27 protein-coding genes and 1 pseudogene are annotated in these 24,063 nt (G+C 44.9%); 23 read left to right on the top strand and 5 right to left on the bottom strand.

The window, feature by feature from the left end; translation table 11 throughout:
* Positions 1–34: 34 nt before the first annotated feature.
* On the top strand, positions 35–1,159 hold the full coding sequence (locus FTU86_RS05315) for an NADH:flavin oxidoreductase/NADH oxidase (RefSeq protein ID WP_160241571.1): 1,125 nt from the start codon (positions 35–37) through the stop codon (positions 1,157–1,159).
* A gap of 59 nt (positions 1,160–1,218) precedes the next feature.
* Positions 1,219–2,154, top strand: coding sequence for an AEC family transporter (locus tag FTU86_RS05310; RefSeq protein WP_104500062.1), 936 nt, complete (start codon positions 1,219–1,221; stop codon positions 2,152–2,154).
* Between the two features lie 59 nt (positions 2,155–2,213).
* Here the strand turns inward: FTU86_RS05310 and FTU86_RS05305 are convergent, their stop codons facing one another.
* Positions 2,214–3,026 carry a tetratricopeptide repeat protein gene (locus FTU86_RS05305; protein ID WP_005175859.1) on the bottom strand — a complete coding sequence of 271 codons (813 nt, stop codon included), beginning with the start codon at positions 3,024–3,026 and terminating at the stop codon, positions 2,214–2,216.
* Positions 3,027–3,302: 276 nt separating this feature from the next.
* Entirely contained in the window at positions 3,303–4,028 is a 726-nt protein-coding gene (locus FTU86_RS05300; protein WP_160241570.1) for a folate-binding protein YgfZ, read from the bottom strand.
* Positions 4,029–4,282: 254 nt separating this feature from the next.
* Between FTU86_RS05300 and acnD the strand changes: the two genes are divergently transcribed.
* The 13 genes from acnD (at position 4,283) to FTU86_RS05235 (ending at position 15,860) form a co-directional block, all read left to right on the top strand.
* Positions 4,283–6,889, top strand: coding sequence for a Fe/S-dependent 2-methylisocitrate dehydratase AcnD (acnD, locus tag FTU86_RS05295; protein ID WP_160241569.1), 2,607 nt, complete (start codon positions 4,283–4,285; stop codon positions 6,887–6,889).
* Between the two features lie 252 nt (positions 6,890–7,141).
* Positions 7,142–7,285, top strand: coding sequence for a zinc ribbon-containing protein (locus FTU86_RS05290; RefSeq protein WP_075167893.1), 144 nt, complete (start codon positions 7,142–7,144; stop codon positions 7,283–7,285).
* A gap of 285 nt (positions 7,286–7,570) precedes the next feature.
* On the top strand, positions 7,571–7,792 hold the full coding sequence (locus FTU86_RS05285) for a hypothetical protein (RefSeq protein ID WP_160241568.1): 222 nt from the start codon (positions 7,571–7,573) through the stop codon (positions 7,790–7,792).
* 99 nt (positions 7,793–7,891) lie between these two features.
* Positions 7,892–8,152 carry a hypothetical protein gene (locus FTU86_RS05280; protein WP_160241567.1) on the top strand — a complete coding sequence of 87 codons (261 nt, stop codon included), beginning with the start codon at positions 7,892–7,894 and terminating at the stop codon, positions 8,150–8,152.
* A 677-nt stretch (positions 8,153–8,829) separates the two neighbouring features.
* Positions 8,830–9,129 carry a VOC family protein gene (locus tag FTU86_RS05275; RefSeq protein WP_306669338.1) on the top strand — a complete coding sequence of 100 codons (300 nt, stop codon included), beginning with the start codon at positions 8,830–8,832 and terminating at the stop codon, positions 9,127–9,129.
* 534 nt (positions 9,130–9,663) lie between these two features.
* On the top strand, positions 9,664–10,329 hold the full coding sequence (locus tag FTU86_RS05270) for a pseudouridine synthase (protein WP_160241566.1): 666 nt from the start codon (positions 9,664–9,666) through the stop codon (positions 10,327–10,329).
* Between the two features lie 165 nt (positions 10,330–10,494).
* Complete coding sequence (locus FTU86_RS05265; RefSeq protein WP_016659844.1) at positions 10,495–10,875, top strand: ribonuclease E inhibitor RraB; 381 nt, start codon at positions 10,495–10,497, stop codon at positions 10,873–10,875.
* A gap of 133 nt (positions 10,876–11,008) precedes the next feature.
* A complete protein-coding gene (locus tag FTU86_RS05260) occupies positions 11,009–11,455 on the top strand; it encodes an SRPBCC family protein (protein ID WP_045796392.1) in 447 nt (148 codons plus the stop codon).
* 4 nt (positions 11,456–11,459) lie between these two features.
* Entirely contained in the window at positions 11,460–11,816 is a 357-nt protein-coding gene (locus FTU86_RS05255; protein ID WP_160241565.1) for a DUF488 domain-containing protein, read from the top strand.
* Between the two features lie 110 nt (positions 11,817–11,926).
* Positions 11,927–12,271 carry a zinc ribbon domain-containing protein YjdM gene (locus FTU86_RS05250; protein ID WP_160241564.1) on the top strand — a complete coding sequence of 115 codons (345 nt, stop codon included), beginning with the start codon at positions 11,927–11,929 and terminating at the stop codon, positions 12,269–12,271.
* 93 nt (positions 12,272–12,364) lie between these two features.
* The gene (locus FTU86_RS05245) at positions 12,365–12,730 is read left to right on the top strand and encodes a 5-carboxymethyl-2-hydroxymuconate Delta-isomerase (protein ID WP_160241563.1); all 366 of its coding nucleotides are present in this window, start codon (positions 12,365–12,367) and stop codon (positions 12,728–12,730) included.
* Between the two features lie 181 nt (positions 12,731–12,911).
* Positions 12,912–15,377 (top strand): AI-2E family transporter, encoded by a 2,466-nt coding sequence (locus FTU86_RS05240; RefSeq protein ID WP_160241562.1) that lies wholly within the window; start codon positions 12,912–12,914, stop codon positions 15,375–15,377.
* A gap of 78 nt (positions 15,378–15,455) precedes the next feature.
* Positions 15,456–15,860, top strand: a complete 405-nt coding sequence (locus FTU86_RS05235; protein WP_005175886.1) for an NUDIX hydrolase — start codon at positions 15,456–15,458, stop codon at positions 15,858–15,860.
* A gap of 82 nt (positions 15,861–15,942) precedes the next feature.
* Here the strand turns inward: FTU86_RS05235 and FTU86_RS05230 are convergent, their stop codons facing one another.
* The gene (locus FTU86_RS05230; protein WP_180036863.1) at positions 15,943–16,887 is read right to left on the bottom strand and encodes a tRNA-dihydrouridine synthase; all 945 of its coding nucleotides are present in this window, start codon (positions 16,885–16,887) and stop codon (positions 15,943–15,945) included.
* 438 nt (positions 16,888–17,325) lie between these two features.
* Between FTU86_RS05230 and FTU86_RS05225 the strand changes: the two genes are divergently transcribed.
* From FTU86_RS05225 to FTU86_RS05200, 6 genes and pseudogenes are all read left to right on the top strand, one after another.
* Positions 17,326–17,541, top strand: a complete 216-nt coding sequence (locus tag FTU86_RS05225) for a cold-shock protein (protein WP_000071892.1) — start codon at positions 17,326–17,328, stop codon at positions 17,539–17,541.
* Between the two features lie 97 nt (positions 17,542–17,638).
* Complete coding sequence (locus FTU86_RS05220) at positions 17,639–17,866, top strand: hypothetical protein (protein WP_004745640.1); 228 nt, start codon at positions 17,639–17,641, stop codon at positions 17,864–17,866.
* A 66-nt stretch (positions 17,867–17,932) separates the two neighbouring features.
* Positions 17,933–18,130: a hypothetical protein gene (locus FTU86_RS05215; protein ID WP_160241561.1), complete on the top strand. Its 198-nt coding sequence runs from the start codon at positions 17,933–17,935 to the stop codon at positions 18,128–18,130.
* A gap of 186 nt (positions 18,131–18,316) precedes the next feature.
* Positions 18,317–18,637 (top strand): annotated as a pseudogene (locus FTU86_RS05210) (type II toxin-antitoxin system RelE/ParE family toxin).
* On the top strand, positions 18,630–18,902 hold the full coding sequence (gene nadS / locus FTU86_RS05205) for a NadS family protein (RefSeq protein ID WP_005108769.1): 273 nt from the start codon (positions 18,630–18,632) through the stop codon (positions 18,900–18,902). The pseudogene FTU86_RS05210 and the gene nadS overlap by 8 nt, the downstream one beginning before the upstream one ends.
* Before the next feature lie 599 nt (positions 18,903–19,501).
* Positions 19,502–20,020, top strand: a complete 519-nt coding sequence (locus FTU86_RS05200; RefSeq protein WP_000447193.1) for a tetratricopeptide repeat protein — start codon at positions 19,502–19,504, stop codon at positions 20,018–20,020.
* A gap of 196 nt (positions 20,021–20,216) precedes the next feature.
* Here FTU86_RS05200 and FTU86_RS05195 read toward each other — a convergent pair whose 3' ends face one another.
* Positions 20,217–21,026: an inner membrane protein YpjD gene (locus FTU86_RS05195; protein ID WP_016659852.1), complete on the bottom strand. Its 810-nt coding sequence runs from the start codon at positions 21,024–21,026 to the stop codon at positions 20,217–20,219.
* Between the two features lie 138 nt (positions 21,027–21,164).
* Here FTU86_RS05195 and ffh point away from each other — a divergent pair, with 138 nt between their 5' ends.
* Both ffh and FTU86_RS05185 read left to right on the top strand, forming a co-directional pair.
* Entirely contained in the window at positions 21,165–22,574 is a 1,410-nt protein-coding gene (gene ffh / locus FTU86_RS05190; protein WP_005175901.1) for a signal recognition particle protein, read from the top strand.
* 171 nt (positions 22,575–22,745) lie between these two features.
* Positions 22,746–23,312, top strand: a complete 567-nt coding sequence (locus tag FTU86_RS05185) for an alpha/beta hydrolase (protein ID WP_005175903.1) — start codon at positions 22,746–22,748, stop codon at positions 23,310–23,312.
* Here FTU86_RS05185 and FTU86_RS05180 read toward each other — a convergent pair.
* Entirely contained in the window at positions 23,299–24,057 is a 759-nt protein-coding gene (locus FTU86_RS05180; protein ID WP_180048256.1) for a type III pantothenate kinase, read from the bottom strand. The two genes, FTU86_RS05185 and FTU86_RS05180, sit on opposite strands and share 14 nt — an antisense overlap.
* Positions 24,058–24,063: the final 6 nt, after the last annotated feature.

Raw genomic sequence — 24,063 nt, 5'->3', positions numbered from 1 at the left:
AATTTTCATGAAAATCATAAGGCAGGATCGCCCCATGGCATTATTATTTGAACCTATCCATTTTGGCACGCTCGAATTAGACAACAGAATTATTATTGCCCCCATGTGTCAATATTCGGCCAATGATAAAGGCGAGCTCAGCTATTGGCATGAGCAGCAATGGGCTAACTATGCCTTGTCGGGTGCCGGTTTATGTATTATTGAAGCCACGGCGGTACAGCCAGAAGGGCGGATCAGCTATGCCGATTTAGGCCTATGGAATGATTTGCAGCGTGCGCAGATGAAAGCCTTGCTGGCCAAAGTCAAAACTTTGTCACCAATGCCATTTGCGGTGCAGCTGGCACATGCCGGACGTAAGGCATCTACCGATAAACCGTGGCTGGGCAAAGACCAGTTTGCGCCGGATCATGCCCAGGGCTGGCAAACCGTATCGGCCAGTAATTTGCCGTTTAACCCGACCGATCATGCCCCCCATGCACTAAGTCTGAATGAAATTGAACAGGTAATTGCCGACTTTGCCAGTGCTGCGGTGCGTGCAGTGGATGCCGGCTTTGATTTAATTGAAATCCATGCTGCCCATGGCTATTTGCTGCATCAATTTATGTCGCCGTTATCCAATGTCCGCGATGATGAATATGGTGGCAGCTTTGAAAACCGGATCCGTTTAACCCTGGAAGTATTCCAGGCCATGAAACAGGTGGTGCCAGAAGGTTATCCGATTGGGGTACGCCTGTCTGCTACCGACTGGATGGATGCGCAGGGCGGCTGGAATATCCAGTCTACGGTTGGGGTGGCCAAAGCACTGGAACAATTGGGTGCGGCCTATATTCATGTGTCTAGTGCCGGTCTGCATGCCCAGCAGAGTATCGAGATCGGGCCAAGCTATCAGGTGCCTTTTGCCCATGCCATTAAACAGGCGGTGCATCATATTCCGGTGATTTCTGTGGGCCTGATTACCGAAGCGGTACAGGCTGAAGAAATTCTGCAAAATCAGTATGCAGATGCCATTGGTCTGGCACGAGCGATGCTTTATGATCCACGTTGGCCGTGGCATGCCGCCGCTGAACTGGGCGGGCAGATTGCCATCGCGCCGCAATACTTGCGCTGTCAGCCGCATGGCTTGAAAGATTTGTTCCATCCATTTCCTGTTCAGGAATAAGCAACAGCAGCATCAGGGATGATGCATTTTAGATCTCGTTCTAGAGAAGGAAGGCACTTTTGTTGCTGAATATTTTACTGCCCTTGGTGGCAGTACTGGCGCTGGGCTATAGCAGCGTACGTACCAATTTTCTGGCGGCCACGCATATTCAGGCCCTGAGCCAGTTTGTGATGAAGGTTTCACTGCCAGCCTTTTTACTGTATGCCCTGGCCAGTAAAGACCTGGCTGAAATCTGGCATCCCGGTTATTTTATTGGTTATGGACTGGGCTCACTGATCCTGTTTTTTCTGGCGCTGGCCATTTATAAAACCTATTTCCGGCATAGCCTGACCCAAGCCAGTGTACTGTCGATGGGTGCGTCGATGTCCAATACCGGCTTTATTGGCACGGCTATTTTAACCCTGCTGATTGGCAGTCATTCCGCGATTTATCTGTCGTTAACTCTAATTATTGAAAACCTGATTATTGTGGCGATGGTGCTGTTTCTGGCCGAAGCCGGTTTGCAAAAGCAAAACCATCATCTTTCGGCGTTATATCTGAACACCTTAAAAAGTTTGCTAAAAAATCCGGTGATTCTGTCGATTATTGCCGGGATGGCCTGTGTCTTGCTTAATTTAAAACTGCCGGACAGCATCAATCAGATTCTGGAGATGCTTGGCAAAACTGCCTCGCCGTTGGCCTTATTTGTGATTGGTGGCAGTCTGGTCGGAATGCGGCTACACTCGGTTAATCTGCAAAGTGTGCTGCTGGTCGGGATGAAAGTCCTGCTGATGCCGCTGGTCATTTTCACCTTGTTGTGGAGTCTGCCCAATGTCAGCTCGGAAATGCTATTTGTCGGCACCTTGCTGGCGGCATTGCCGATGCCTGTGGCCTTTGGGATTTTTGGCCAGAATTATGGCCTGAATGAACAGGCACTCCAGCCTTTAATTATGAGTACGGTCCTGGGTTTAATCGGGGTGGCTTTCTGGTTAAGTCAGTCATCGCATTTTCTTTAAATCTTTATGTATCCCAAATAAAAAAAGCCCGGTCATCGGGCTTTTTTCGGTCAGCCGCATTAGCTTTTCTTGGCTGCTGCTTTTGGTGGATTCTTGGCTTGATCGGCAATCATCTTGTCCACCACAGCCAGCGATTCTTTGGCTTGTGGGACATTTTCCTTGGCTAGGGCAGAGAAAATCTTTTTCGCTTCCGGCAGGTTTTGCGGCACGATGTTGCCATTGGTAAACATATTGCCAACCGCCATCAGCGCTGGAATATAGCCTTTTTGTGCTAAATCCTGAATGCTCTTTAAGCCTTGCTGAATGGGTGCTTCATTTTTGTTTTTAAAGCCCAGGCTAATGTCATATAAGGCTTTGGCATGAATGGCCTGATTGTTGCCTTTTTTAATGAGGGGTTCCAGTAATTGCAAGCCTTTTTTATCTGAATCGGCTTTGTTTTCAGAGAAATACACCACCGCTAAATCAATGGTGGCATCATGAAAGCCTTGTGATGAAGCTTTTTGCAGATACTGTTTGGCTTTATTGGTATCCTGTTTTAGACCCAAAGTGCCGGTCAGATGGTTTTTACCGAGTACATAATTCGCCACCGGATAGCCTTTTTTCGCGGCCTGCTCATATAGCTCGATGGCTTTCTTTTCATTTTTGGCCGTACCTTGGCCGGTTTGGGTCAAATAACCCAGATTATAAATCGCTTGCGGATTACCGGTTTTGGCCAGTTTGTCTAATTCCTGATAGGCACCGCTCAGGTTGTTGGCTTTGACCATGGCTTCAATTTTGGCGAAAGCCGGATCGGTCGGAATACTGTTATTGCTGTTGGCGAGGGTAAATTGTGTCGAAAGGGCAACCAGACTTGCCAAAATCAGTTTTTTCATCGTTGTATAAAACCTTGTATCAATGACCACATAATTCCATTTATGTGTGGGGAATAAATTGTCACTCATCATCATAAGATGAAATCAAAGAATGTAAATATAGATGTATCGGAATCCGGTAATTTTTTCAAACCACGTAGGAACAATAATAAAAAAATCCTGAATTTAAGGATTGCTTCAATTTGTAAATCAGTCTCGTTTTTTTGACGGATAAAAAAACAACCCAAGTTACACGTGTCACTTGGGCTGTTTTTCATAGATCTGCTAGTGACACGCTTAATTTTGCGGCCGCGCCACATCACCGCTTAAAGCTTCAGGTAAATCCAGAACCGTTACATCCATCTCGGCTAAGGCATCTGGTTTTGCTACCACCAAAGCTTGATAACCGCTATCAATAGCCAGGCTATTCACTACTTCTACATCATTGTTCAGTTTGCTGGCGATAGCCGGAGCATCGCCTGTACCCTGAATCAGATGCAGCCAGTGTTTTGGCTTGGCTTTAAACCATAAACGGGCAATCACTTCCTGACCCAAATAACAGCCTTTGTCATAATGAATGCCTTCACGCTGATGCAGGCGCAGTTCCTGTGGCTGGAACAGTTCCGCGGTGCTGGCCTGAATCCAGGCCTGACCACTTTCAAGCGCCTTTAATTGCCATGCTTGAATATCCTGTTCAGTACTTGTGAACTGGGTGTTTAGACCGTTTACGACCGGATAAACCTGACCGGCTTCTTCCAGTTTCATTTTCGAGAAAGCACCAAACTTTTTAATGTGTTTGGCAAAGTCTTCAGCTTGATCGGCTGTTACTACAATTTCAAACTGTTCAGCATTCTGTTTGGTCAGCCATAAACCAAACAGAATACGGCCTTTCAGGCTACAAATTGCAGTATAACGGGTTTCGGTTTGCGGCAGTTTTTCGACATCTACCGTGACTTGACCTTGTAAGAATTTTTGCGCATCTACACCGTTTAAAGTGAATGCAGAGAAAGTCAGATTACTCATGTTCTAATCTCGAAACCGTATCTAATACTAAAGAATGAGGTTAATTTTGCGCTATTTTTCAAAAAAAATCATATTTCTGGCCAGAATTTTCTACTAGATGTAACCAAATTTTTCAAAAATGTATCTTTTTTAACTTAAGTTTATGAAATATATGAAATTTGGGAAATAGGCTTCGGGCAGCGTACAATGCCAAGCAGCATGAATGTTAAACAACAAAACTTTGAAAGAAGAAGTCAGAACAAGGCAGGTACGCTATGAATAACAACTACCGTAAACCGCTGCAAGGCACCCCGCTAGAATATTATGATGTGCGACAAGCCGTTGAAGATATTCAGCCAGGCGCATATGCCAAACTTCCTTATACCTCCAAAGTGCTGGCCGAGCAGTTGGTGCGTCGTTGTGATCCAGCCATTTTAGAGCAGTCCTTACGCCAGCTGATTGAACGCAAGCAGGAGCATGATTTTCCATGGTATCCAGCACGTGTAGTCTGTCATGATATTTTGGGGCAAACGGCACTGGTCGATCTTGCCGGTCTGCGTGATGCCATTGCCGATCAGGGCGGTGATCCATCCAAAGTCAATCCGGTGGTGCCAACCCAGCTGATTGTCGATCACTCACTGGCGGTGGAATACGGTGGATTTGATCCGGATGCATTTGAGAAAAACCGTGCAGTCGAAGACCGTCGTAATGAAGACCGTTTCCATTTTATTGAATGGACCAAAACAGCCTTTAAAAATGTCGATGTAATTCCGGCAGGCAACGGCATCATGCATCAAATTAACCTGGAAAAAATGTCACCGGTAATTCAAAACCGTGATGGCGTAGCATTCCCGGATACCTGCGTGGGTACAGACTCGCATACCCCGCATACCGATGCGCTAGGCGTGATTTCAGTCGGTGTGGGTGGTCTTGAAGCTGAAAACGTGATGCTGGGTCGTGCATCTTGGATGCGTCTGCCGGACATTATTGGGGTAGAATTGGTTGGTCAGCGTCAGCCGGGCATTACTGCAACAGATATCGTCTTGGCGTTAACTGAATTCCTGCGTAAAGAGCGTGTGGTCGGTGCCTATTTAGAGTTCTTTGGTGAAGGTGCGGACAGCATGTCAGTGGGTGATCGTGCCACCATCTCCAATATGACCCCTGAATATGGTGCAACCGCTGCGATGTTCTATATTGATCAGAACACCATCGACTATTTAACCCTGACCGGTCGTGAGCCTGAACAAGTCAAACTGGTTGAAACCTATGCCAAAGAAATTGGGCTTTGGGCATCTGACATGACACAGGCGGAATATCCACGTGTGCTGCGTTTCGACTTATCAACGGTAACCCGTAATATTGCAGGGCCATCCAATCCACATGCACGTGTATCCACAAGTGACTTAAAAGAAAAAGGCATTGCCGGTATTGTTGAACAGCGTACCGATGGTTTGATGCCAGATGGTGCCATCATCATTGCCGCGATTACCTCATGTACCAATACCTCAAACCCACGTAATACCGTTGCAGCAGGTTTGCTTGCACGTAAAGCCAATGAACTTGGTTTAGTACGAAAACCATGGGTGAAGTCGTCATTTGCACCGGGGTCTAAAGCGGCTGCGCTGTATTTGGAAGAAGCCGGTGTACTGAAAGACTTAGAAAAACTCGGTTTTGGTATTGTGGCTTATGCATGTACCACCTGTAACGGGATGTCAGGTGCGCTTGATCCAAAGATTCAGCAGGAAATTATTGACCGTGACCTGTATGCGACTGCGGTGCTGTCGGGCAACCGTAACTTCGATGGTCGTATCCATCCGTATGCAAAACAGGCTTTCCTGGCATCTCCACCACTCGTGGTTGCCTATGCAATTGCCGGTACCATTCGTTTTGACATCGAAAAAGATGCGTTGGGCACCGACCAGAACGGTAATCCAATTTATCTGAAAGATATCTGGCCATCGGATGAAGAAATTGATGCATTAGTGAAAACCTCGGTGAAGCCTGAGCAGTTCCAGAAAGTCTATATTCCAATGTTTGATTTGGGCGAAGTCGAGCAGGCGGCAAGTCCGCTGTATGACTGGCGTCCGCAAAGTACTTATATTCGCCGTCCACCATATTGGGAAGGCGCGCTGGCTGCACCGCGTACTTTGGCCAATATGCGTCCGCTGGCAATTTTGGGCGATAACATCACCACCGATCATTTATCTCCATCGAATGCAATTATTCTGGATTCGGCGGCAGGTGAATATCTGGCGAAAATGGGCTTGCCTGAGGAAGATTTTAACTCCTATGCCACCCACCGCGGTGATCACTTGACGGCACAACGTGCAACGCTGGCCAACCCGAAATTGTTTAATGAAATGGTGGTACGTTCTGACGGTACCATTAAGCAAGGTTCCAAAGCGCGTGTCGAGCCTGAAGGCGAAGTAATGCGGATGTGGGAAGCGATTGAAACCTACATGAATCGTAAACAGCCGCTGATTATTGTTGCCGGTAAAGACTACGGCCAAGGCTCAAGCCGTGACTGGGCGGCTAAAGGTGTACGCCTTGCTGGTGTTGAAGCGATTGTGGCAGAAGGTTTTGAGCGTATTCACCGGACTAACCTGGTTGGGATGGGTGTATTGCCGCTTGAGTTTAAGCCAGGCACAGACCGTAAGACTTTAGGTTTGGATGGTACAGAATTGTATAGTGTGATTGGTAATATCGCGCCACGTTCGACTTTAACACTTGTGATTGAGCGTTCCACTGCTGATGGTAAAAACCAGATTCTGGAAGTGCCAGTAACCTGCCGTTTAGATACCGAAGAAGAAGTGTCTGTATATGAGGCGGGTGGGGTGTTACAGCGATTTGCGCAGGACTTCTTGGAAGAGAATGTGGCTTAATTATTAAATGAATCCTCCCCAACCCTCCTTTAAGAAAGGAGGGAGTTTCTCTTTTTTTCTTATGCCATGTATGGCTCAGGGTTAGGGGGGAGATTAAAGTTATTGAAATTGTTTAAAAACGCTCTAATGTACATTGGGGCGTTTTTTATCCTTCGCCCAAACGCCATCATCACTCGTCGAAATGGACAATAGACAATCATCACAGATTGGTTATACTGAATAGACCATTTCTAAATCATACGGAGAACAAAGATGGTAACTGCAGGCGACAAGCCAGGAACAGGCTTCTATTTTTGTGTCCAATGCGGACATCGCGTTTACTTAGAAATTGGTACAGACCGTTTACCCCCGTGTACCAAATGCCAAGGCAATCAATTTAACAATAAGAATGCCTAAGCAACAGCACTCAAACAGTTACCCTCTGTTTTGAATGAAAGCCCTATCACACGATAGGGCTTTTTAATGGGATCAATCAAAAATGCTGAATTTTCGCGGTGTTAGAACAGTTGAAGCCCTACAAAAAGAAAACGCAAAATCGAGATACAAATTGGTTGGATTTAAGGTTGTATCTTATTGAAAATGAATAATAAAAACTAGAGTGTTTATTGCTTGAATCTGTTTAAAAATCAGCCATTAATCCCCATATTGAACAAGATATATAGCATATTCCAGGTGCAGTCTTTGCAACATTATCTTGATCTTAACCATGACTCTGGCGTGGCCAATTATGAAATTGGTCATGAGTTTATTCGGGTTCAGTTCCGTAAAAATAGCAGGGTCTATACTTATAGCTATACCAGCGCCGGCGTGCAGCATGTCGAGAATATGAAACAGCTGGCCCAATATGGTGATGGGCTGAATGCCTATATCAACCGTTATACCCGCTGGCTGTATTTAAAATAAATAACTGGTCTGATTTTTGCTTCATGATGCTTCCTAGGAGCGCCACATCCACTTTCGGGTGGATGCTGGTTTTAAAGAAAAATCATCAGGAGCAAAGTCATGTCAAACTCTCAAGCTGCCGACTCTTATACTCAATTGCCGATTAAGGCGCATCTGCTGGCGGGCTGGCCGTTACTGCTGGTGCTGTTTGGTGGTGCCATTGGGGTGGTTTATGCCGTGCTGGCTTACATCCTGAATATTAAAATTTATCAATCGACCTTATCTAAACTGAATAAAGTCTTGGCCAATTTGCTCTGTGGTATGTCGGCCTTAAGTGGCTGGTGGTTTAGCGCCCAGCTCATTCAAGGGCAGTTATTTTAAATAGCTCGATACCTCTCACGATTAAAGATCTGTGATGTCCTGAACCGGGCAGAATAATCTGTGCCTGAATATTCCAGAAAAACACGGAATCATGAAAAAGAATCATGATTATGGCAGCCTGAAAATAAAAAATTCTATCTAAGTCGTTTGATGTGAGAAAAATTATCAAAAAGATGAAAAAACGCCGAAGCTTAGGAAAACAATCCCGCCGGCTTTTGACTATTCTATTGCTCAAGGGTGAAAGGGGATCGAAAAGAGTAGATTGCTACCAGTAACGTATCACGTGCGTGTAGTACTTACCCACAAGGTCTCGATTCGGCTTAGGACGCTATAGATCAGAAGTTTATAGGCAAAAAGTTAGAACTTACCAAGTTTTAATGGTTGAAGTATTTCCCGCTCCCTTAAAAATAAAAATTTCAACATCTCTATTCTTCTTTATCTTTTTGTTATTCCTATTTCACTATATTCGTTTAAATCACCTTCATTTTCCTTTCAGTTATCGCAACCTTATTTGTCAGAATCCTACAGGGTACTGAAAGCAGCTATGCTATAAAAAATAAAAACTACCGAGCAGAACAATGAAAATTTATGTCACCAGTTTTATAGTCGATGATCAGGAAAAAGCCTTGCAGTTTTATACCCAGATACTCGATTTTTAGCTAAAACAGGATGTCCCGGTGGGTGAATATCGCTGGTTGACGCTGGTTTCTCCCGAGCAGCCAGATGGTGTTGAGCTGCTACTAGAACCGGATGTGCATCCCGCAGCGAAAGCCTTTAAAGCCGCCATCAAGGCAGATGGTATTGCTTATACCTCATTTCAGGTCAACGATCTTGAGGCAGAATATCAGCGTTTACTCGCGCTAGGCGTGGTTTTTACTCAAGCACCGATGCTGGCTGGTAATGTGAAAATTGCCGTGCTGGAAGATGGCTGTGGCAATTTAATTCAACTGATGCAAGCGCTGCCTGAGTCATCATAATCACTTAGATAAATTCTCTTAAAATCGCCAGTTTCTGCAAAATAAAATGAAGAATTTAACCTGAAATATAAAAATTTCTTGTGATTAGGCTTTATTTGGGAAAATTTCCTGAAAATATTTTAAATTGGCTGATCTTCGGAAAACAATTTCGGCAGGCTTTGACTACTATATCTCTCAAGGGTGTGACGGGATCGAAAAGAGTAGCATGCTGTCAGCGGCGCAAAACGCGAGTGCAGTACTCACCCAAAAGGTCTCGATTCGGCTTAGGACGCTATAGATCAGAAGTTTATAGGCTATAAGATCATGACGTACAACGTGATGATAGTTGAAGTAAACAGCAAGTTTTCCCTGACACCCTAAAAAATTCCTTGCATGACCAGAACAATAAACTATAAAAATCAAACTCGAAAAACCAGAGAATAAAAGCCGTTTCTCTCCAGCATCCTCCAGATTCAATACAGACCTCTCCAATAGATTGACAGCGGATTGGCCGCTTGATATTTTGCCCGCTTTCGACTCCCAAGCCGTACCGCCATGCCTTTAAACGACAACTTTGTATATTGCCCGCCGCAAGAGCCACTGGTCCTGGTCTATGAAGATGATGATCTGGTGGTGATTGAAAAGCCGGCGGGTCTGCTGTCGGTGCCGGGGCGGTTGCCGGAGCATCAGGACAGTGCCTATTTACGCGTGTTGGCGCGCTATCCACAGGCCAAAATTACCCATCGTTTAGATATGGCCACCTCCGGTATTCTGATGTTTGCCAAACATCGCGATGCAGAAGTAGCAGTGAGTAAAATGTTTCAGGCGCGTACCGTGACCAAGCACTATATTGCACTGGTACAGGGCAAACTCGACGGTGAGGGCAAAGTCGAAGTGCCCTTAATTACCGACTGGGAAAACCGGCCACGTCAGATGGTGCATTTTGAACTGGGCAAGCCGGCACAAACTTTATATCAGGGACTGGACTATGATGGCGAGATGGACATCAGCCGGGTATTACTGACCCCAATTACCGGACGTTCACACCAGCTACGCGTGCATATGCAGTATATCGGCCATCCAATTACTGGCGATAAGCTGTATCATCCGGAGCCTGCACGCAGTCCTTTAAAACGCATGGCCTTACATGCCAGTTATCTGGCCTTTACCCAGCCTTTAAGCGGTGCCGCGGTTGAAATTCATGGACAGGTGCCGTTTTAAGCAGTTGAGCTGTTTTTTTAGAATGCTCCCCAAAACAGGGGATTGCCGATTTGGATAGAGATCAGGATGATGGAACAGAAAAAAATTAAGCGCTCTATCTCGGAACTGCAACAAAATTAGGGTAAGCTGACTATTAGAACAACAACACAGAACAAGGACAAAACGATGTCACGCGATTATGAACAATTTCCAGATGACGACAACGGCAACGTACTTTGGCAAATGCATGAAGATGGTGATGATCTGGACGAGGCCCATGAAATTGAATATTCAATTGCCTTTACCGACCAGGAACAGGCCGAACGTTGTGCCTTATTTCTGTTAAATGAAGAACAAAAAATCTCTTTATTTCAGGATGATGATTCTGGTGTGACCGAATGGATTATTACCATTTATGTCTATATGGAACCGGCCTATGCCGATATTGTTGATTTAGAAGAATGGTTCACCAAAATCGCCAACCAGTTCCAGGGTGAATATGATGGCTGGGGCTGCATGGCCTATGTCTATGATGATGAAGACGAAGAAGAAAACTATCCGGTTTAACCCCATTTTCTAGTACAAAAAAGCATGCCGGAGCGCATGCTTTTTTGCTTTACGCTCGCTTCAACCAAAGTCATACACAGGCCCAAGGCAGAAGGCGTAGACTGAAAATTATTCGCTGTAAACAGGTGACGTCATGCAACACAGCGTACAGTTACACCGTATATTTCAGGCGCCGTTATCGCGGGTATATCGGGCCTTTGTCGATCCGCATGCCCTGGTCAAATGGATGGCACCACATGGCTTTACCGTGCAGATTGAACAGTTTGAACCCGTGGTCAACGGTCAATATAAAATTGCCTTTTGTAATTTGAGCACGGGCAAATGCCACGGTTTTCACGGGCAGTATCTGGAAGTGATTCCCGAGCAGCGACTGCGTTATCAGGATGAGTTTGATAGTCCGGATTTACCGGGACTGATTCAGGTCACGATTGAGTTTAAGGCGGTATCGGTCGGAACCGAAGTCTGGATTCAGCAGGACAATCTGCCCGATGCCATTCCGGTCGATGGCTGTTATTTGGGCTGGCAGGAATGTCTGGATTTACTCAGCCTGCTGGTGACCCCTGACATTCCGGATGAGTAAAACCATGCCCATTGCTACCAAACGTATTTATCAGGCTGTAAGCAAGCAGGACGGTACCCGGATTCTGCTGGACCGGATCTGGCCGCGCGGGATCAAAAAAGCCGATGCCCAGATTGACCTGTGGCCGAAGGATTTAACCCCCTCGACGGAACTGCGTAAATGGTTCCATGAAGATATTGAGCAGCACTGGCCGGAGTTTCAGCAACGTTATTGGCAAGAGTTGCAGCAGCATTTGGATGCGGTGGAGGAAATCCGGCAACTGGCGCAGAAGGGCCCAATTACCCTGTTAACCGCAGCCGAAAACGAACAGCATAATCATCTGCAGGTGTTTAAACAGCTGCTGGAACACCAAGGTAAATAACGCAAATACTGTTATTAATCCCTAAACCGGTTAGGGAATTTAACGTGATGAAAAATATAAATGTTATAGTAGACCTTTATATTTTTTATTTTGCTCGTTTCGAGGTTTTTATGTCTTTACCGAATTGCCCAAAATGCCAGTCCGAATATACCTATCAAGATGGTGACTTGCTGATTTGTCCTGAATGCGCACATGAATGGAAAGAAGGGGAGCAGGTAGAAGCTGAGGCCGGTACCATCATTAAAGATGCCAATGGTAATGTACTGGCTGATGGCGATACCGTGACTGTGATTAAAGACCTGAAAATTAAAGGGTCATCTTCTGTGGTGAAAGTGGGGACTAAGGTTAAAAATATCCGCCTATTGCCAGAAGCATCAGATGGTCATGATATTGACTGTAAAGTGGATGGTATTGGCGCAATTAAACTGAAATCGGAATATGTGAAAAAAGCATAATCGCACTGTTTCTCTTGGGTTTTATCTTGCTTTGAAGCAGGGTAAAACCCTGAATTTTTAAGATCACATCTGCACCATATCGGGAGAAGGCTGATGCCACATATCCATCTTGAATATTCAGATCACCTGCACGCGCTTGAAATGAAGCCTTTGCTCAGTCGTATCAACCGGACGCTGGTCGAGAATGGCCTGTTTGGTAATGCCTCTGATATTAAAAGTCGCGCCATCTGCCAGCAGGACTATGTGATTGGACTGGATGAAAGCGCACAGGCCTATGTGCATGCCAAAATCTCGATTTTAAAAGGCCGTAGTACCGCCCTAAAGCAGGAAATTTCCCGGACCGTGCTGGAGGTGTTGCAGGATTATCTGCCGACACAGAATGAATTGACGTTGCAACTGTGTGTCGAAATTCTGGAAATGGACCCGGATATTTACAGCAAAGCCATCATTCATCCTTAATATTTTCCCCTTGCAATGGCACAGTTGTGTATGTGGCATTTTGCTGCTTTCAATACTTTCCCATCTTCATCTTCTGTGCTGTTTCTTGCTGAAATTAGGCGTTTTTTTTACAGGAATCTATTTGAAATAAATAACCGAAGCTCGTACATAATAAATAAAGAGCAACAGGATGTGCCCAGCCATGCGAAAACAGAACAATAAACCGGGTCTGCTCCAGCCAGAAGCGCAGCCGCCGCGTCCCCATCACTGGAAGCCGGAAAAATCTGCCGCCAGTTGGGTCAAGCGGGATATTGAAACCCAGAATATTGTCCGGGTGATGGCCGGTTTTGTGATTAGCGCGGTGATTATTGCGGCGCTGTATTTCGGTCAGGATGTGCTGATTCCGCTGGCACTGGCTATTTTGCTGGCATTTTTGCTGGAACCGCTGGTGTCACAGCTAAAAAAATGGGGACTGCCACAGCTGCCGTCGATTGCCATTGTCATGATTTTCACCATTAGTGTGCTGGCTGGACTGGGCAGTTATCTGGGTTTTCAGCTCAAAGATTTAAGTCAAGAATTACCGCAATATCAGGACACCATTCAGCAAAAACTGAATACGGTGAAATCGCTAACCTCTGGCCCTAGTGCCTGGGATGGGGCCAAAACCACTTTCGATACGGTGGAAAGCTCGTTTGAAGGCATCAATCAGGTCGAGCAGGAAAAGGGTGTGCAGAATGTCAAGGTGGTCGGACTGGAGCAAAGTCCTTCCGATGCCGCCATGGAGTGGGGCAGCAAGATTTTAAGCCCGATTGCCACCATTGGTATCGTATTTTTATTTGTGGTGCTGATTTTAATTAGCCGTAAAGATCTGCATGACCGCTTGTTGCGTCTGCTTGGCGGTAATTTGAATATTGGTACCGATGTGCTGGATGAAGCCGGCCAGCGCATTGGTACCTATTTGCGCATGCAATTGCTGGTCAATGTCACCTATGGCATTCCGATGGCAGCCGGACTGTGGTTTATTGGCGTGCCTGCGGCCATCATGTGGGGCATGCTGGCGGTGGTGCTGCGCTTTGTGCCTTATGTCGGCCCGATCATTTCTGCGGCGTTCCCGTTAACGCTGGCTTTTGCGGTGGATCCAGGCTGGAATATGTTCCTCTGGACGCTGGGCCTGATTCTGCTGCTGGAGCTGATCAGTAATAACATCATTGAGCCGTGGTTATATGGCGAAAGTACCGGCCTGACTACCTTGTCAATTATTCTGGCTGCCACCTTCTGGACCTTAATCTGGGGACCAATTGGTCTGATTTTATCAACACCGTTAACGGCCTGTTTGCTGGTGCTGTCGCACTATATTCCGGCGTTGGGCTTTGTCAAAGTATTAATTGGCAGTGCCCCGGTACTGTCACCGCCCGAACGTTTTTATCAGCGTTTGGTGGCCGATGAAGTACATGATGCGCTGGATGTGGCTAATGCATATATCCAGCAGGAGCTGCCGAAAAAAACGAATGAAGAAGCGCTGGTCCGGAAAATCAATAATTTCTATGATGAAGTGGCGATTCCTGCGATTTGCCTGTTTTCGCAGGTCCATAATACCGAGGCCAGCGCCGAACACCGTTTGCGCATGCATCAGGGTTTAAAACGGTTTAATCATGAATTTCAGCAGCAATATCCGCTACAGACCGAACTGAACAACCCCAAAGTCATGTGTCTGGGGGCACGTTGGGAGGTGGATGTGCTGGCCTCTGCCATGCTGGCCCATGGCCTGAACCTGAAAAAGATTGCTGCCTGTAGCCATGCCGATGCCTTGATTCAATCGCGCTCGGATGTGTTGAGTGCCGTGCCGGAATCGACCGACATCATCTGTATCACTATTTTCCATCAGCAACCGATGGCGCAAATCCGCCTGTTGAATCACCGGATACGTACACTAAAACCGCAGATCAAACTGGTGTTTGCTTTGCTGGGCAATCAGTCGACGCATTTGCGTGATGAGATTGAGCGTCTGTTTCAGCCTGAAGCTGTGGTGAATAGTGTGAATGAACTGATGCTGAATATGGATATGCTGCTGATGGCACAAGGGGAAAACCCGGCGGCGGCACTGATGCATGACAATGAGGCTGAACGTTTACAAGCTTTGCATGAACTGGATTTATTGCAGTCGGAATTGCTGCCAATTTACAGCCAGTATATTGAAGAAGCGCGGCAGGCCTTTGATGTGAAATATGCCCAGATTTCGCTGGTCGATGCCGGGCAGGTGCATACTCCGGCCAGTCCGCTGGCAGAAGCGGTAGAGTCGCCGATCCACGCAGCGCAGCGCCGTGAGGAATCGATTTGCACCCATCTGGTTTATCAGAATGAAGCGCTGGTTATTGAAGATATTCAGCGTGATCCACGCTTCCGGCAGTATTCTCATCTGGCCAGACAGAAAATCCGTTTTTATGCCGGGGTGCCAATTCAAAGTAAACAGGGCTTGGCCATAGGCAGCTTATGTATTCTGGACAAGCAGGTGCGGCAGATGTCTGAAGAAGATCTGGATTTGCTGAAAGCACTGGCGCTGGATTTACAGGAGACCTTAAGCAGTGAGCGATTACGCAAACAGAAGCTGGAGGAAATCCAGCGTTTGGGCCAGGCCGATTTAAGTCAGGCCGTGGTGACAGATTCCTAATGATTGCATCCTTGTCCACATACGGCTGTTTGCATCTGGCCGTTAGGTTATCGTTTAAAACTAGGGGAGAGCAGTTCGTTGGCCTTTCATGATTTTTATCGCTTAAGTTCGCATGCGGTAATTTGTAATGCCCAGCAGCAGGTGCTGTTACTTAAAGCTACCTATGCCGATCAGGCCTGGGGCTTACCGGGTGGCGCGCTGGATATGGGGGAAACCATCCACGAGGCCTTAATTCGGGAATGTCAGGAAGAAATTGGCTGTCAGGTGCAGGTGGGGTATTTGTCGGGTGTGTATTTTCATGCAGCGGTGCAATCCCATGCTTTTATTTTTCGCTGTCATGTACCGGAAGATGCACAGATTCAGCTAAGCGATGAACATGCCGAATATCGCTGGTTTGATCTGGCGCAACTGGCGCCGGTTCAGCGGACTCGGGTAGAAGATTGTCTGAATTTTCAGGGCAATGTCATCAGCCGGAGTTTTTAAACTGCGGCTTGCAAGATGATTACACAAAAGTGATCAAACAGTTGTTAGACAAGCCCTGTAAACAGCCGCGACAATGTTTGGTTTAGAGTGCTGTGTGTTGCGAGGCTTGCAGGGTGGCAATAATTTCATCCAGCTTTTTGATGCGTTTAACCTCATCCCACAGCGCTTTGGCTTCCGGATAATGCTTTGACATCATGCCCAGCCATTGTTTATAACGCCCCAGCATACCAATTTCGGTTTTGGCCGGACCGTGAATAAAGCGGATTTGCAAATCAAGCAGATCTTGCCAGCTCAGTAAGGGTGCATCAGAGTTCTGGCGGATACATTGGGTGAGGTCAGGGGTGGTGACGGCACCACGACCAATCATTAAATCTTCACAGCCCGATTCTAACTGGCATTGTTTGGCATCGGCATTGGTCCAGATTTCCCCATTGGCAATCACATTAATCTTCAAGGCTTCACGAATCGGGGCCAGCTGATCCCAAAAGGCTGGTGGGGTATAACCATCGGCTTTGGTGCGCGCATGGACCGTGACCCAGGAGGCGCCTGCATCTTCAATGGCATGGGCATTGTCCAGCATGAAGTTGCGATCCATATAGCCTAAGCGCATTTTGGCAGAAACCGGAATATGTGCCGGCACGGCATCGCGCACGGCTTTGACCAGTTCATGTACCACTTCCGGTTCATCTAGCAGAACCGAACCGCCACGATGACGGTTTACGGTTTTGGCCGGACAACCAAAGTTCAGGTCAATCGCTGGTGCGCCCATGGCTGCAACTTTGACCGCATTGGCGGCCAGCATGTCCGGATTGTTGCCCAGAAACTGCACATGTACCGGAGTGCCAGCCACAGTTTTACCGCCGTGCAATAATTCCGGGCAATAGCTGTGATAGATATGATCGGGCAGGATTGAGTCGGTGACCCGAATAAACTCAGTCACACACCAGTCGAAGCTGCCGACAGACGTGAGGACATCACGCATGATCGGATCGGTTAAGCCTTCCATGGGTGCAAGCACAAGTTTCAACGCGTTCACCTGTTAATTTGAAAAACGGTGTTATACGTTTTTTTTACTAAGATGTCTAGGAAAAGGTCTTTGAAGTATTGTGGAGTGAGATAAAGCTTAGCCTTTATTGTTATATTGCGTATAAGAGATTTTATGTTAAAGAAAATATTAAATAATATAATAAATAAGTTATTGAATTTAATTAATTTTTAAAGAAAAAATATAGATTTTATAAGAAAAATTAATATTTATATCAAAAAAACTTGATTATTTTTATTTTTACTGTATATTTAACTTAACTAGAAAAAAGTCTTGTTTCGGTAAATCTTCCTTAAGTATCGCAGTTTTAGTCATAATCCTTCGTTTTTTAGATTTTAAGTCTCATTCTTTATTATTTTCAAAGTTATTAATCAGTCAATAAAATGACTAAAAAATTATTAAAAATTAGTAGGATATATTATGTCAAACTCAAATGTTGTTAAAGGTACTGTTAAGTGGTTTAACGAAACTAAAGGTTTTGGTTTCATTCAACAAGAATCAGGTCCAGACGTTTTTGCTCATTTCAGCGAAATCGCGAGTTCAGGTTTCAAGACCTTATTTGAAGGCCAGCAAGTTGAATTCAGTGTAGCTCAAGGTCAAAAAGGACCGAATGCTGTAAATATTGTTGCTATCTAAGTAATAATAAGCAGTAATAAAAAGCACTCATAAGTGCTTTTTTTATGCTTTAAAATGTTTTCAAAATTGAAAAAATCTCTAAAAAATAGGATATAAGTTGTTAAAAGTAAATGATTTAATTGCAAAATCTAAAAATGGTACTGAAATTATTGTTTCATTAATTCCTCTACATAAAATGCAAAATACACGTCAAGGTTTAAAACAAGTCGAAGTAGGTAAAAGAGTTCTACTGGAATCTGGAATAGAAGTTGATTTAAATTTGGATGGCCGTACATTTTACACTTCTCTAAATCAGCTATTTAAATTAAATCATAAAGTTGCTTAGCGATAAATTTTTAAACATCAATAATTTATGTGGGATTTCCACTGCAATTTTTTTAAGGAAATATATATGTTTAAACAGACTCTCAGCGTAAAAGACCAGTTTGGCGTTAAACACGCTATTCAAGCCACAGTGGATCATGAGTCTGCCAACACGCAATCTGATTTGAATATAAAACATATCACCGTTGATGGTGAAGATATTCGACCTAGTTTTGAAATGCTTTTTCAAAGTACCTTAAGTGGAAAAATATTTAAAATCATCTAGAAATATAGTTTTTATAAAATCTATAGTCTGAATGAAATATCAGGACCTACTCGCTATCATGCGGGTTTTTTATACCTAATATTTATATTTGTAAGCCTTTGCTTATGCGAAACGAGAGTTCACAGCTCTCGTTTTTTTATTCTAAAACTGCTAAAATTCTTATACGCCATTGACGTACTTAAACCTATGTTATTCATTGAAACCAGTATTTTTACTAAGCAAATCAAAGAGCTTGTGAGTGATGAAGAGTATCGTCAGCTCCAGCAAGATCTCTTGGTGCAGCCTGATAAGGGCGACTTAATCAAGAATGGTGGTGGAATTCGTAAAGTACGTTGTGCTTAGGGCAATAAAGGCAAAAGTGGCGGTATCCGTGTGATCTATTATTGGGTTACAGAAGATGATCAGATCTTTTTCCTGGTGGCTTATCCAAAGTCTGTGAAAGATAATCTGACAGACAAAGAAACCTCGATTCTACGTCAATTAGTAAAGGAGCAATTTCATGGATAACAACTTATTTGATGACCTGGTTGCTTCAATCAAAGAAGCTGGTGCCATAAAACGCAATGAAATAAAAGCAAGCCGAGTCACAGCGCTTGAATTACCAGATATTAAAGAAGTACGTGAGAAAACAGGCTTAACCCAGGCTGAATTTGCTGCACGTTTGCATATCAGCGCGAGAACCCTGCAAAACTGGGAACAAGGCCGTCGCTATCCGACTGGTCCTGCAGCGACTTTAATTCGTATTTTAGATGCTCATCCAACTTTAATTTAAGAAGTTTAGATAATAAAAAACCCCGGCATCCTGCCGGGGTTTTTCATCGTTGCTGATTGTGTTGTTGTACCCTCTGGTCCATGTGCAATAACTTATAATTTTTGTTTTATGTTATGGAACATCCTGTTCCTGATGACTTGATCATAGGAAAATTCCACTGTTCCAGGTAGTAGCAAAGGGCCGAGATTAATGTGCGCCAAAGCGTACAAAATAGCCTAAATTTCATCCACAGTAATTGGGGATAGTTTTCGCCCTGGAAGAGCTGAGAACATTGGGAAAATGCCAAAATTGATTACTTTTTAAACAAGATTATTGGCAAGAACTATCAAAAACGATCATAAAAAAGCCGACTTGTTTCAAAATCGGCTTTTCGGTCATTTTTAGATTTTTCTGGTTTTATTAAGTGTTTGATAATTATATTAATATACAAGTGTACTTCGTATAATCGCCATTATGTTAAATAGAGATAAGACATACTCTAATTTTAGAGTTTTCTTTTAGGTATGATATAAAAATATACAAGCCTAACAGTTTAGTTTAAAGGTTAAAAATTGAATAAATTAACAAATATTTTTATGGCTTTAGGAGTTTGCCTTTCAATGGAAACATTTGCAGAACCTGTTTTTTCTAATGATTTATTAGCGAAAGCAGAAAATGGAGATACTTCTGCTCAGTTGGAATTAGCCGAGATTTATCTATATGGTCATGGTGTTGATTCAGATGAAAATCAAGCTGAAGTTTGGGCTCTTAAATCAGCAGAAAATGGAAATGTAGCAGCAATGTTTTGGTTAGCTGATGGATATGTTACCTATGCTAGATTAATGGAAGATGATGACAAAAACGATTCTTTAGAACATTTCCAAAAAGCTTTTAAGTGGTTTCAGAAAGCCTCAGAAAATGGCCATTCTGAATCAATGGTTGAGTTAGCTGATCTATATACTCGTGCAGATAGCGGAATAGAAGTTAATATTAATAAAGCTTTTGAACTTCGTGAAAAGGCTGCAAAGTTAGGTAATAAGAAAGCAATGCGAAGTCTTTCCGTTATGTATCGTGATGGTATAGGTATTCCTAAAAATACTGATTTAGCTCAAAGTTGGTGGGATAAGTCTGAAAATTAGTTTTAATATTTCCTAAAATTAACATAATACACCTTATACGAAATACTATTTTTTATTCCATATAAATCATAATCTTATCGTGTGGTGAAAAGCTCAGGTACGGCTACTTGGGCTTTTTTAATAATTTATCATGTTCCACGCTTATTATTTAATCACTGTTCCACGCTTTTAATGTGGCAAACTGAACAAAAGCATCTTACTTGCCCAAAATCATCTGTAACACAAACTTGGAACCAATAAAGCCAAGCGCCAGCAAGAAGAAGCCAATAATGGTAAAGCGAATGGCTTTCTGGCCACGCCAGCCAAATTTATAACGGCCCAACAGCAGCGCGCCATAGATAAACCAGGAAATAATACTAAAGGCAGTCTTATGCGCTAAGTGCTGGGCAAAGAAGTTATCAATGGTTAGGAAACCAAAACCCAATGCCAGCGTCAGCAGGATAAAGCCGGCAATCAGCATATCAAACAGCAGCTCTTCCATGGCTTGAAACGGTGGCAGCAAATTCACCCAAATCCGGCGTTTCTGTTTGTTTTTCAGCTCCCGGTTCTGAAACCAGAGCAAGACCGCATGAATGGTGGCCATCAGCAAGACCGCATAGGCCGATAACGACAGTAGGATATGAATATCCAGACCTAAAGAATTGTTTTCGACAAACAGGTTTAAACCGCTAAAGGAATGCCCCAGAATCAGGCCGGTTGCGGCCACTGGAATCCCAATCAGGTTTAGCGCAATCACCGGCCGGTAAGTACTAAACAGCACACTTAATAACAGCATTAAGCCTGAGGTAAAGGACATCAGGTTAAACACGTTATAGTTAATGCCCATCGGCAGCAGCATGTCGTTATACAGCACAGCGGCGTGCAAACATAAACCCAAGCCCAGCACAATACCAATAAACCAATGGTTTGGAGCACGCTTGGACATTAAATGCATAAATAAATACCAGAACGAAGTGGTATAAGCGATTAATGCCAGAATCGTGTAAACCAAGGGGAGACTGCTCATGTCAAACCTTTTTCAGGATGATGAATATTCATTTATATAAATTCGATGCGAACTACAGTATCCTATAGCATCTTATGCATAAATTTTCTATTTTAAGAAACATTTTTTTGCTGATGGCTATTTTAAGCGGATTTTGCAATGTTTGATACCTTAACAGAACGACTCACGCAGAGTTTAAGAAATGTTACTGGCTCAGGGCAGCTAACCGAAGACAATATTAAAGATACGTTACGTGAAGTACGTATGGCACTTCTTGAAGCCGATGTGGCGTTACCTGTAACTCGTGAATTCATCGCGAAAGTTAAGGAAGAGGCATTAGGTCAGGAAGTGATGACACAGTTATCACCGGGTCAGGCATTCGTTAAAATCGTTTATGACGAATTAACCAAAATGATGGGCGAGGCCAACGAGAGCCTTGACCTTGCAGCAAAACCACCAGTAGTGGTGCTTCTGGCCGGTTTGCAGGGTGCGGGTAAAACCACCACGGCAGCCAAGCTGGCACGTTTCTTACAGGAACGTCAAAAGAAAAAAGTCGCCATGGTGTCTGCCGACGTTTATCGTCCAGCGGCAATTAAACAGCTGCAAACAGTGGCCGGGGATGTCGGTGCGATTTTCCTGGAATCGAATGCCAATGAACGCCCGATTGATATTGCCAATCGTGCCATTGAGCAGGCAAAAATCCAGTTTGCCGATGTGTTAATTGTCGATACCGCCGGTCGTCTGCATGTCGATGATGACATGATGGACGAAATTAAAGCGCTGCATGCAGCGATTAACCCGACTGAAACCCTGTTCGTGGTTGATGCCATGACCGGTCAGGATGCGGCCAATACTGCCAAAGCCTTTAATGATGCCTTGCCATTAACCGGTGTCATTCTCACCAAAACGGATGGTGATGCGCGTGGTGGTGCGGCGCTGTCGGTGCGTGCCATTACTGGCAAGCCAATCAAATTCCTGGGGATGGGTGAAAAACTCGATGCCCTCGAGCCATTCCATCCGGAACGTGTGGCACAGCGTATTCTGGGCATGGGTGATGTGCTTTCTCTGGTCGAAGAAGTTGAACGCAAAATCGACAAAGAAAAAGCCGAAAAAATGGCGAAAAAACTGCAAAAAGGCGGCAGCTTCAACTTTGAAGACATGCTGATGCAGTTTGAGCAAATGAATAAAATGGGCGGTATGATGGGCTTCCTGGACAAGCTGCCGGGCATGAGTAACTCTGGTATTCAGGATGCGATTGCACAGGCGAACCCAGAGAAGCAGGTGAAAAAGATGGAGGCCATCATCCAGTCGATGACCGTCAAAGAACGCCGTAATCCGGACCTGATGAACCCAAGCCGTAAAAAACGTATTGCGGCCGGTTGTGGTATGGATGTGTCTGAGGTGAATAAACTGATTAAACAGCATGCGCAAATGGCCAAAATGATGAAGAAATTTGCCAATCCATCGGGTATGGCAAAAATGATGAAATCATTGGGCAATCTGCAAAAGCAGTTTGGTGGTGGCGGCGGTATGGGCCCGCTGTTCGGTGGTAAAGAACCGAAAAAATAAGGGATTCAAAACAACAAGGCGCCGGGTGCGCCTTTTTGTTGCTCTCCATTTTTAAGCGATTCAAGCGAACGTGCTGCGGTGATCTTTAAGAAAACCCAACAGACGCTTACCCGAAAGCCGCGCTGTTTCGGGCACACTGATGTGCATCAGGAACGAACAGCGAGCACAACAATGGCACAAATTTATGTGGTACATGGTTATACCGCCAGTCCGGATGAAAACTGGTTTCCCTGGATTCAGGAATATGCCGACCAGCAAAAAGCCAGTCTGAAAGTGTTAAGACTCGATCCATCGCCAACGCCAACTCTGGAAGTGTGGAAGCGGCAAATGGATGAGCAGATCGATGAGATTGACGAAAATACCATTTTCATTGCCCATAGTCTGGGCTGTATTGCCACTTTGCACTTTCTGACCAAGAAACTGAAAACCCAGAAAATTAAACAGGTGGTGCTGGTGGCCGGCTTTAATGGCCGTTTGGGCCGGCTGGACGAGGTCAATCCTTTTATTGATGCCTGTAAAATTGATTTTGACTTGCTAAAACGCCAGATTGCGCATCGGGTGGTGATTTACTCAGCTGGCGATGACCGGGTGCTGCCAAAATTTAGTCTGGAGCAGGCGCGCAGTCTGGATGCCAAAGCCATTGAGGCACAGCATCAAGGCCATTTTATTGACTCTCAAGGCTGTACCGAACTGGTGGAAGTCTGGCAGGCGATACTGCCTCATATTATTGTGGAATAAGCGGTGTGGACTCATTGGCCGTGGAATAATGCTGGATATAGCGCTGCAAACCTTTCAGCAATAAGTCCTGCTCCACTAGTGGTTGGTAATTTTGCAGGAATTTGGCAAACAGCGGCGCATCACCCCCAGTCAGCACCAGTTGCCGCGGGGATTGCTGCATGACATATTCAATACTGCTGAGCAGTCCCAGTAAAATACCATGATGCACAGCATCCAAGGTATTGGTGCCGGGGCTTAGGTCATCAAAGGCCGCTTCTGGAATCCGGATGCCTTTGGTGTGCTGGATTAAAGAATCACGCTGCAAATATAGGTTGGGCAGAATATAACCCCCCAGATGCTGATGGCCTTGAGTCAGATCAATGGTCAGCGCGGTGCCGCAGCTAATCACACATAAATCTTTGTCGGCTTCAGCCACGGCCAGCACCTGCAACCAGCGGTCAATCCCCAGCTGCTGAATATCATAGCCGCAGCTCAGACCGGCATATTCGGCCTGTACCCGCGCAAAAATCACGGGAATATTCAGGAATTTTAAAATCTGCTGAATCCGTTCATTGTTTTTCTGGTCCTGTACCGAAGATACCCCGACATGGGTCAGGTTCAGGCTTTTAAAATGCTGGATCAGGCCCAGCAGTAAATCGGCCGGAGATTGCAGATGCAGTTCAGCGGCATGTTCTACAATCTGCTGATGTTCGGTAATCCAGTATTTGAGCCGGGTATTGCCAATATCTAACCATAAATTTTTCATGTGCTG

The organism is Acinetobacter sp. YH12155 (assembly GCF_013418255.1).
GTDB classification, from domain to species: domain Bacteria; phylum Pseudomonadota; class Gammaproteobacteria; order Pseudomonadales; family Moraxellaceae; genus Acinetobacter; species Acinetobacter indicus.
This window is presented reverse-complemented; position numbering and strand designations above follow the sequence as displayed.

Coding starts and splice junctions, on each gene's coding strand:
- FTU86_RS05250 (WP_160241564.1), top strand. CDS start 11,927: ATGTCTTTACCGAATTGCCCAAAATGCCAGTCCGAATATACCTATCAA.
- FTU86_RS05280 (WP_160241567.1), top strand. CDS start 7,892: ATGTCAAACTCTCAAGCTGCCGACTCTTATACTCAATTGCCGATTAAG.
- FTU86_RS05265 (WP_016659844.1), top strand. CDS start 10,495: ATGTCACGCGATTATGAACAATTTCCAGATGACGACAACGGCAACGTA.
- FTU86_RS05195 (WP_016659852.1), bottom strand. CDS start 21,026: ATGAGCAGTCTCCCCTTGGTTTACACGATTCTGGCATTAATCGCTTAT.
- FTU86_RS05315 (WP_160241571.1), top strand. CDS start 35: ATGGCATTATTATTTGAACCTATCCATTTTGGCACGCTCGAATTAGAC.
- FTU86_RS05240 (WP_160241562.1), top strand. CDS start 12,912: ATGCGAAAACAGAACAATAAACCGGGTCTGCTCCAGCCAGAAGCGCAG.
- FTU86_RS05225 (WP_000071892.1), top strand. CDS start 17,326: ATGTCAAACTCAAATGTTGTTAAAGGTACTGTTAAGTGGTTTAACGAA.
- FTU86_RS05290 (WP_075167893.1), top strand. CDS start 7,142: ATGGTAACTGCAGGCGACAAGCCAGGAACAGGCTTCTATTTTTGTGTC.
- FTU86_RS05260 (WP_045796392.1), top strand. CDS start 11,009: ATGCAACACAGCGTACAGTTACACCGTATATTTCAGGCGCCGTTATCG.
- FTU86_RS05255 (WP_160241565.1), top strand. CDS start 11,460: ATGCCCATTGCTACCAAACGTATTTATCAGGCTGTAAGCAAGCAGGAC.
- FTU86_RS05270 (WP_160241566.1), top strand. CDS start 9,664: ATGCCTTTAAACGACAACTTTGTATATTGCCCGCCGCAAGAGCCACTG.
- acnD (WP_160241569.1), top strand. CDS start 4,283: ATGAATAACAACTACCGTAAACCGCTGCAAGGCACCCCGCTAGAATAT.
- FTU86_RS05185 (WP_005175903.1), top strand. CDS start 22,746: ATGGCACAAATTTATGTGGTACATGGTTATACCGCCAGTCCGGATGAA.
- FTU86_RS05200 (WP_000447193.1), top strand. CDS start 19,502: ATGGAAACATTTGCAGAACCTGTTTTTTCTAATGATTTATTAGCGAAA.
- FTU86_RS05300 (WP_160241570.1), bottom strand. CDS start 4,028: ATGAGTAATCTGACTTTCTCTGCATTCACTTTAAACGGTGTAGATGCG.
- FTU86_RS05215 (WP_160241561.1), top strand. CDS start 17,933: ATGTTTAAACAGACTCTCAGCGTAAAAGACCAGTTTGGCGTTAAACAC.
- ffh (WP_005175901.1), top strand. CDS start 21,165: ATGTTTGATACCTTAACAGAACGACTCACGCAGAGTTTAAGAAATGTT.
- FTU86_RS05180 (WP_180048256.1), bottom strand. CDS start 24,057: ATGAAAAATTTATGGTTAGATATTGGCAATACCCGGCTCAAATACTGG.
- nadS (WP_005108769.1), top strand. CDS start 18,630: ATGGATAACAACTTATTTGATGACCTGGTTGCTTCAATCAAAGAAGCT.
- FTU86_RS05305 (WP_005175859.1), bottom strand. CDS start 3,026: ATGAAAAAACTGATTTTGGCAAGTCTGGTTGCCCTTTCGACACAATTT.
- FTU86_RS05245 (WP_160241563.1), top strand. CDS start 12,365: ATGCCACATATCCATCTTGAATATTCAGATCACCTGCACGCGCTTGAA.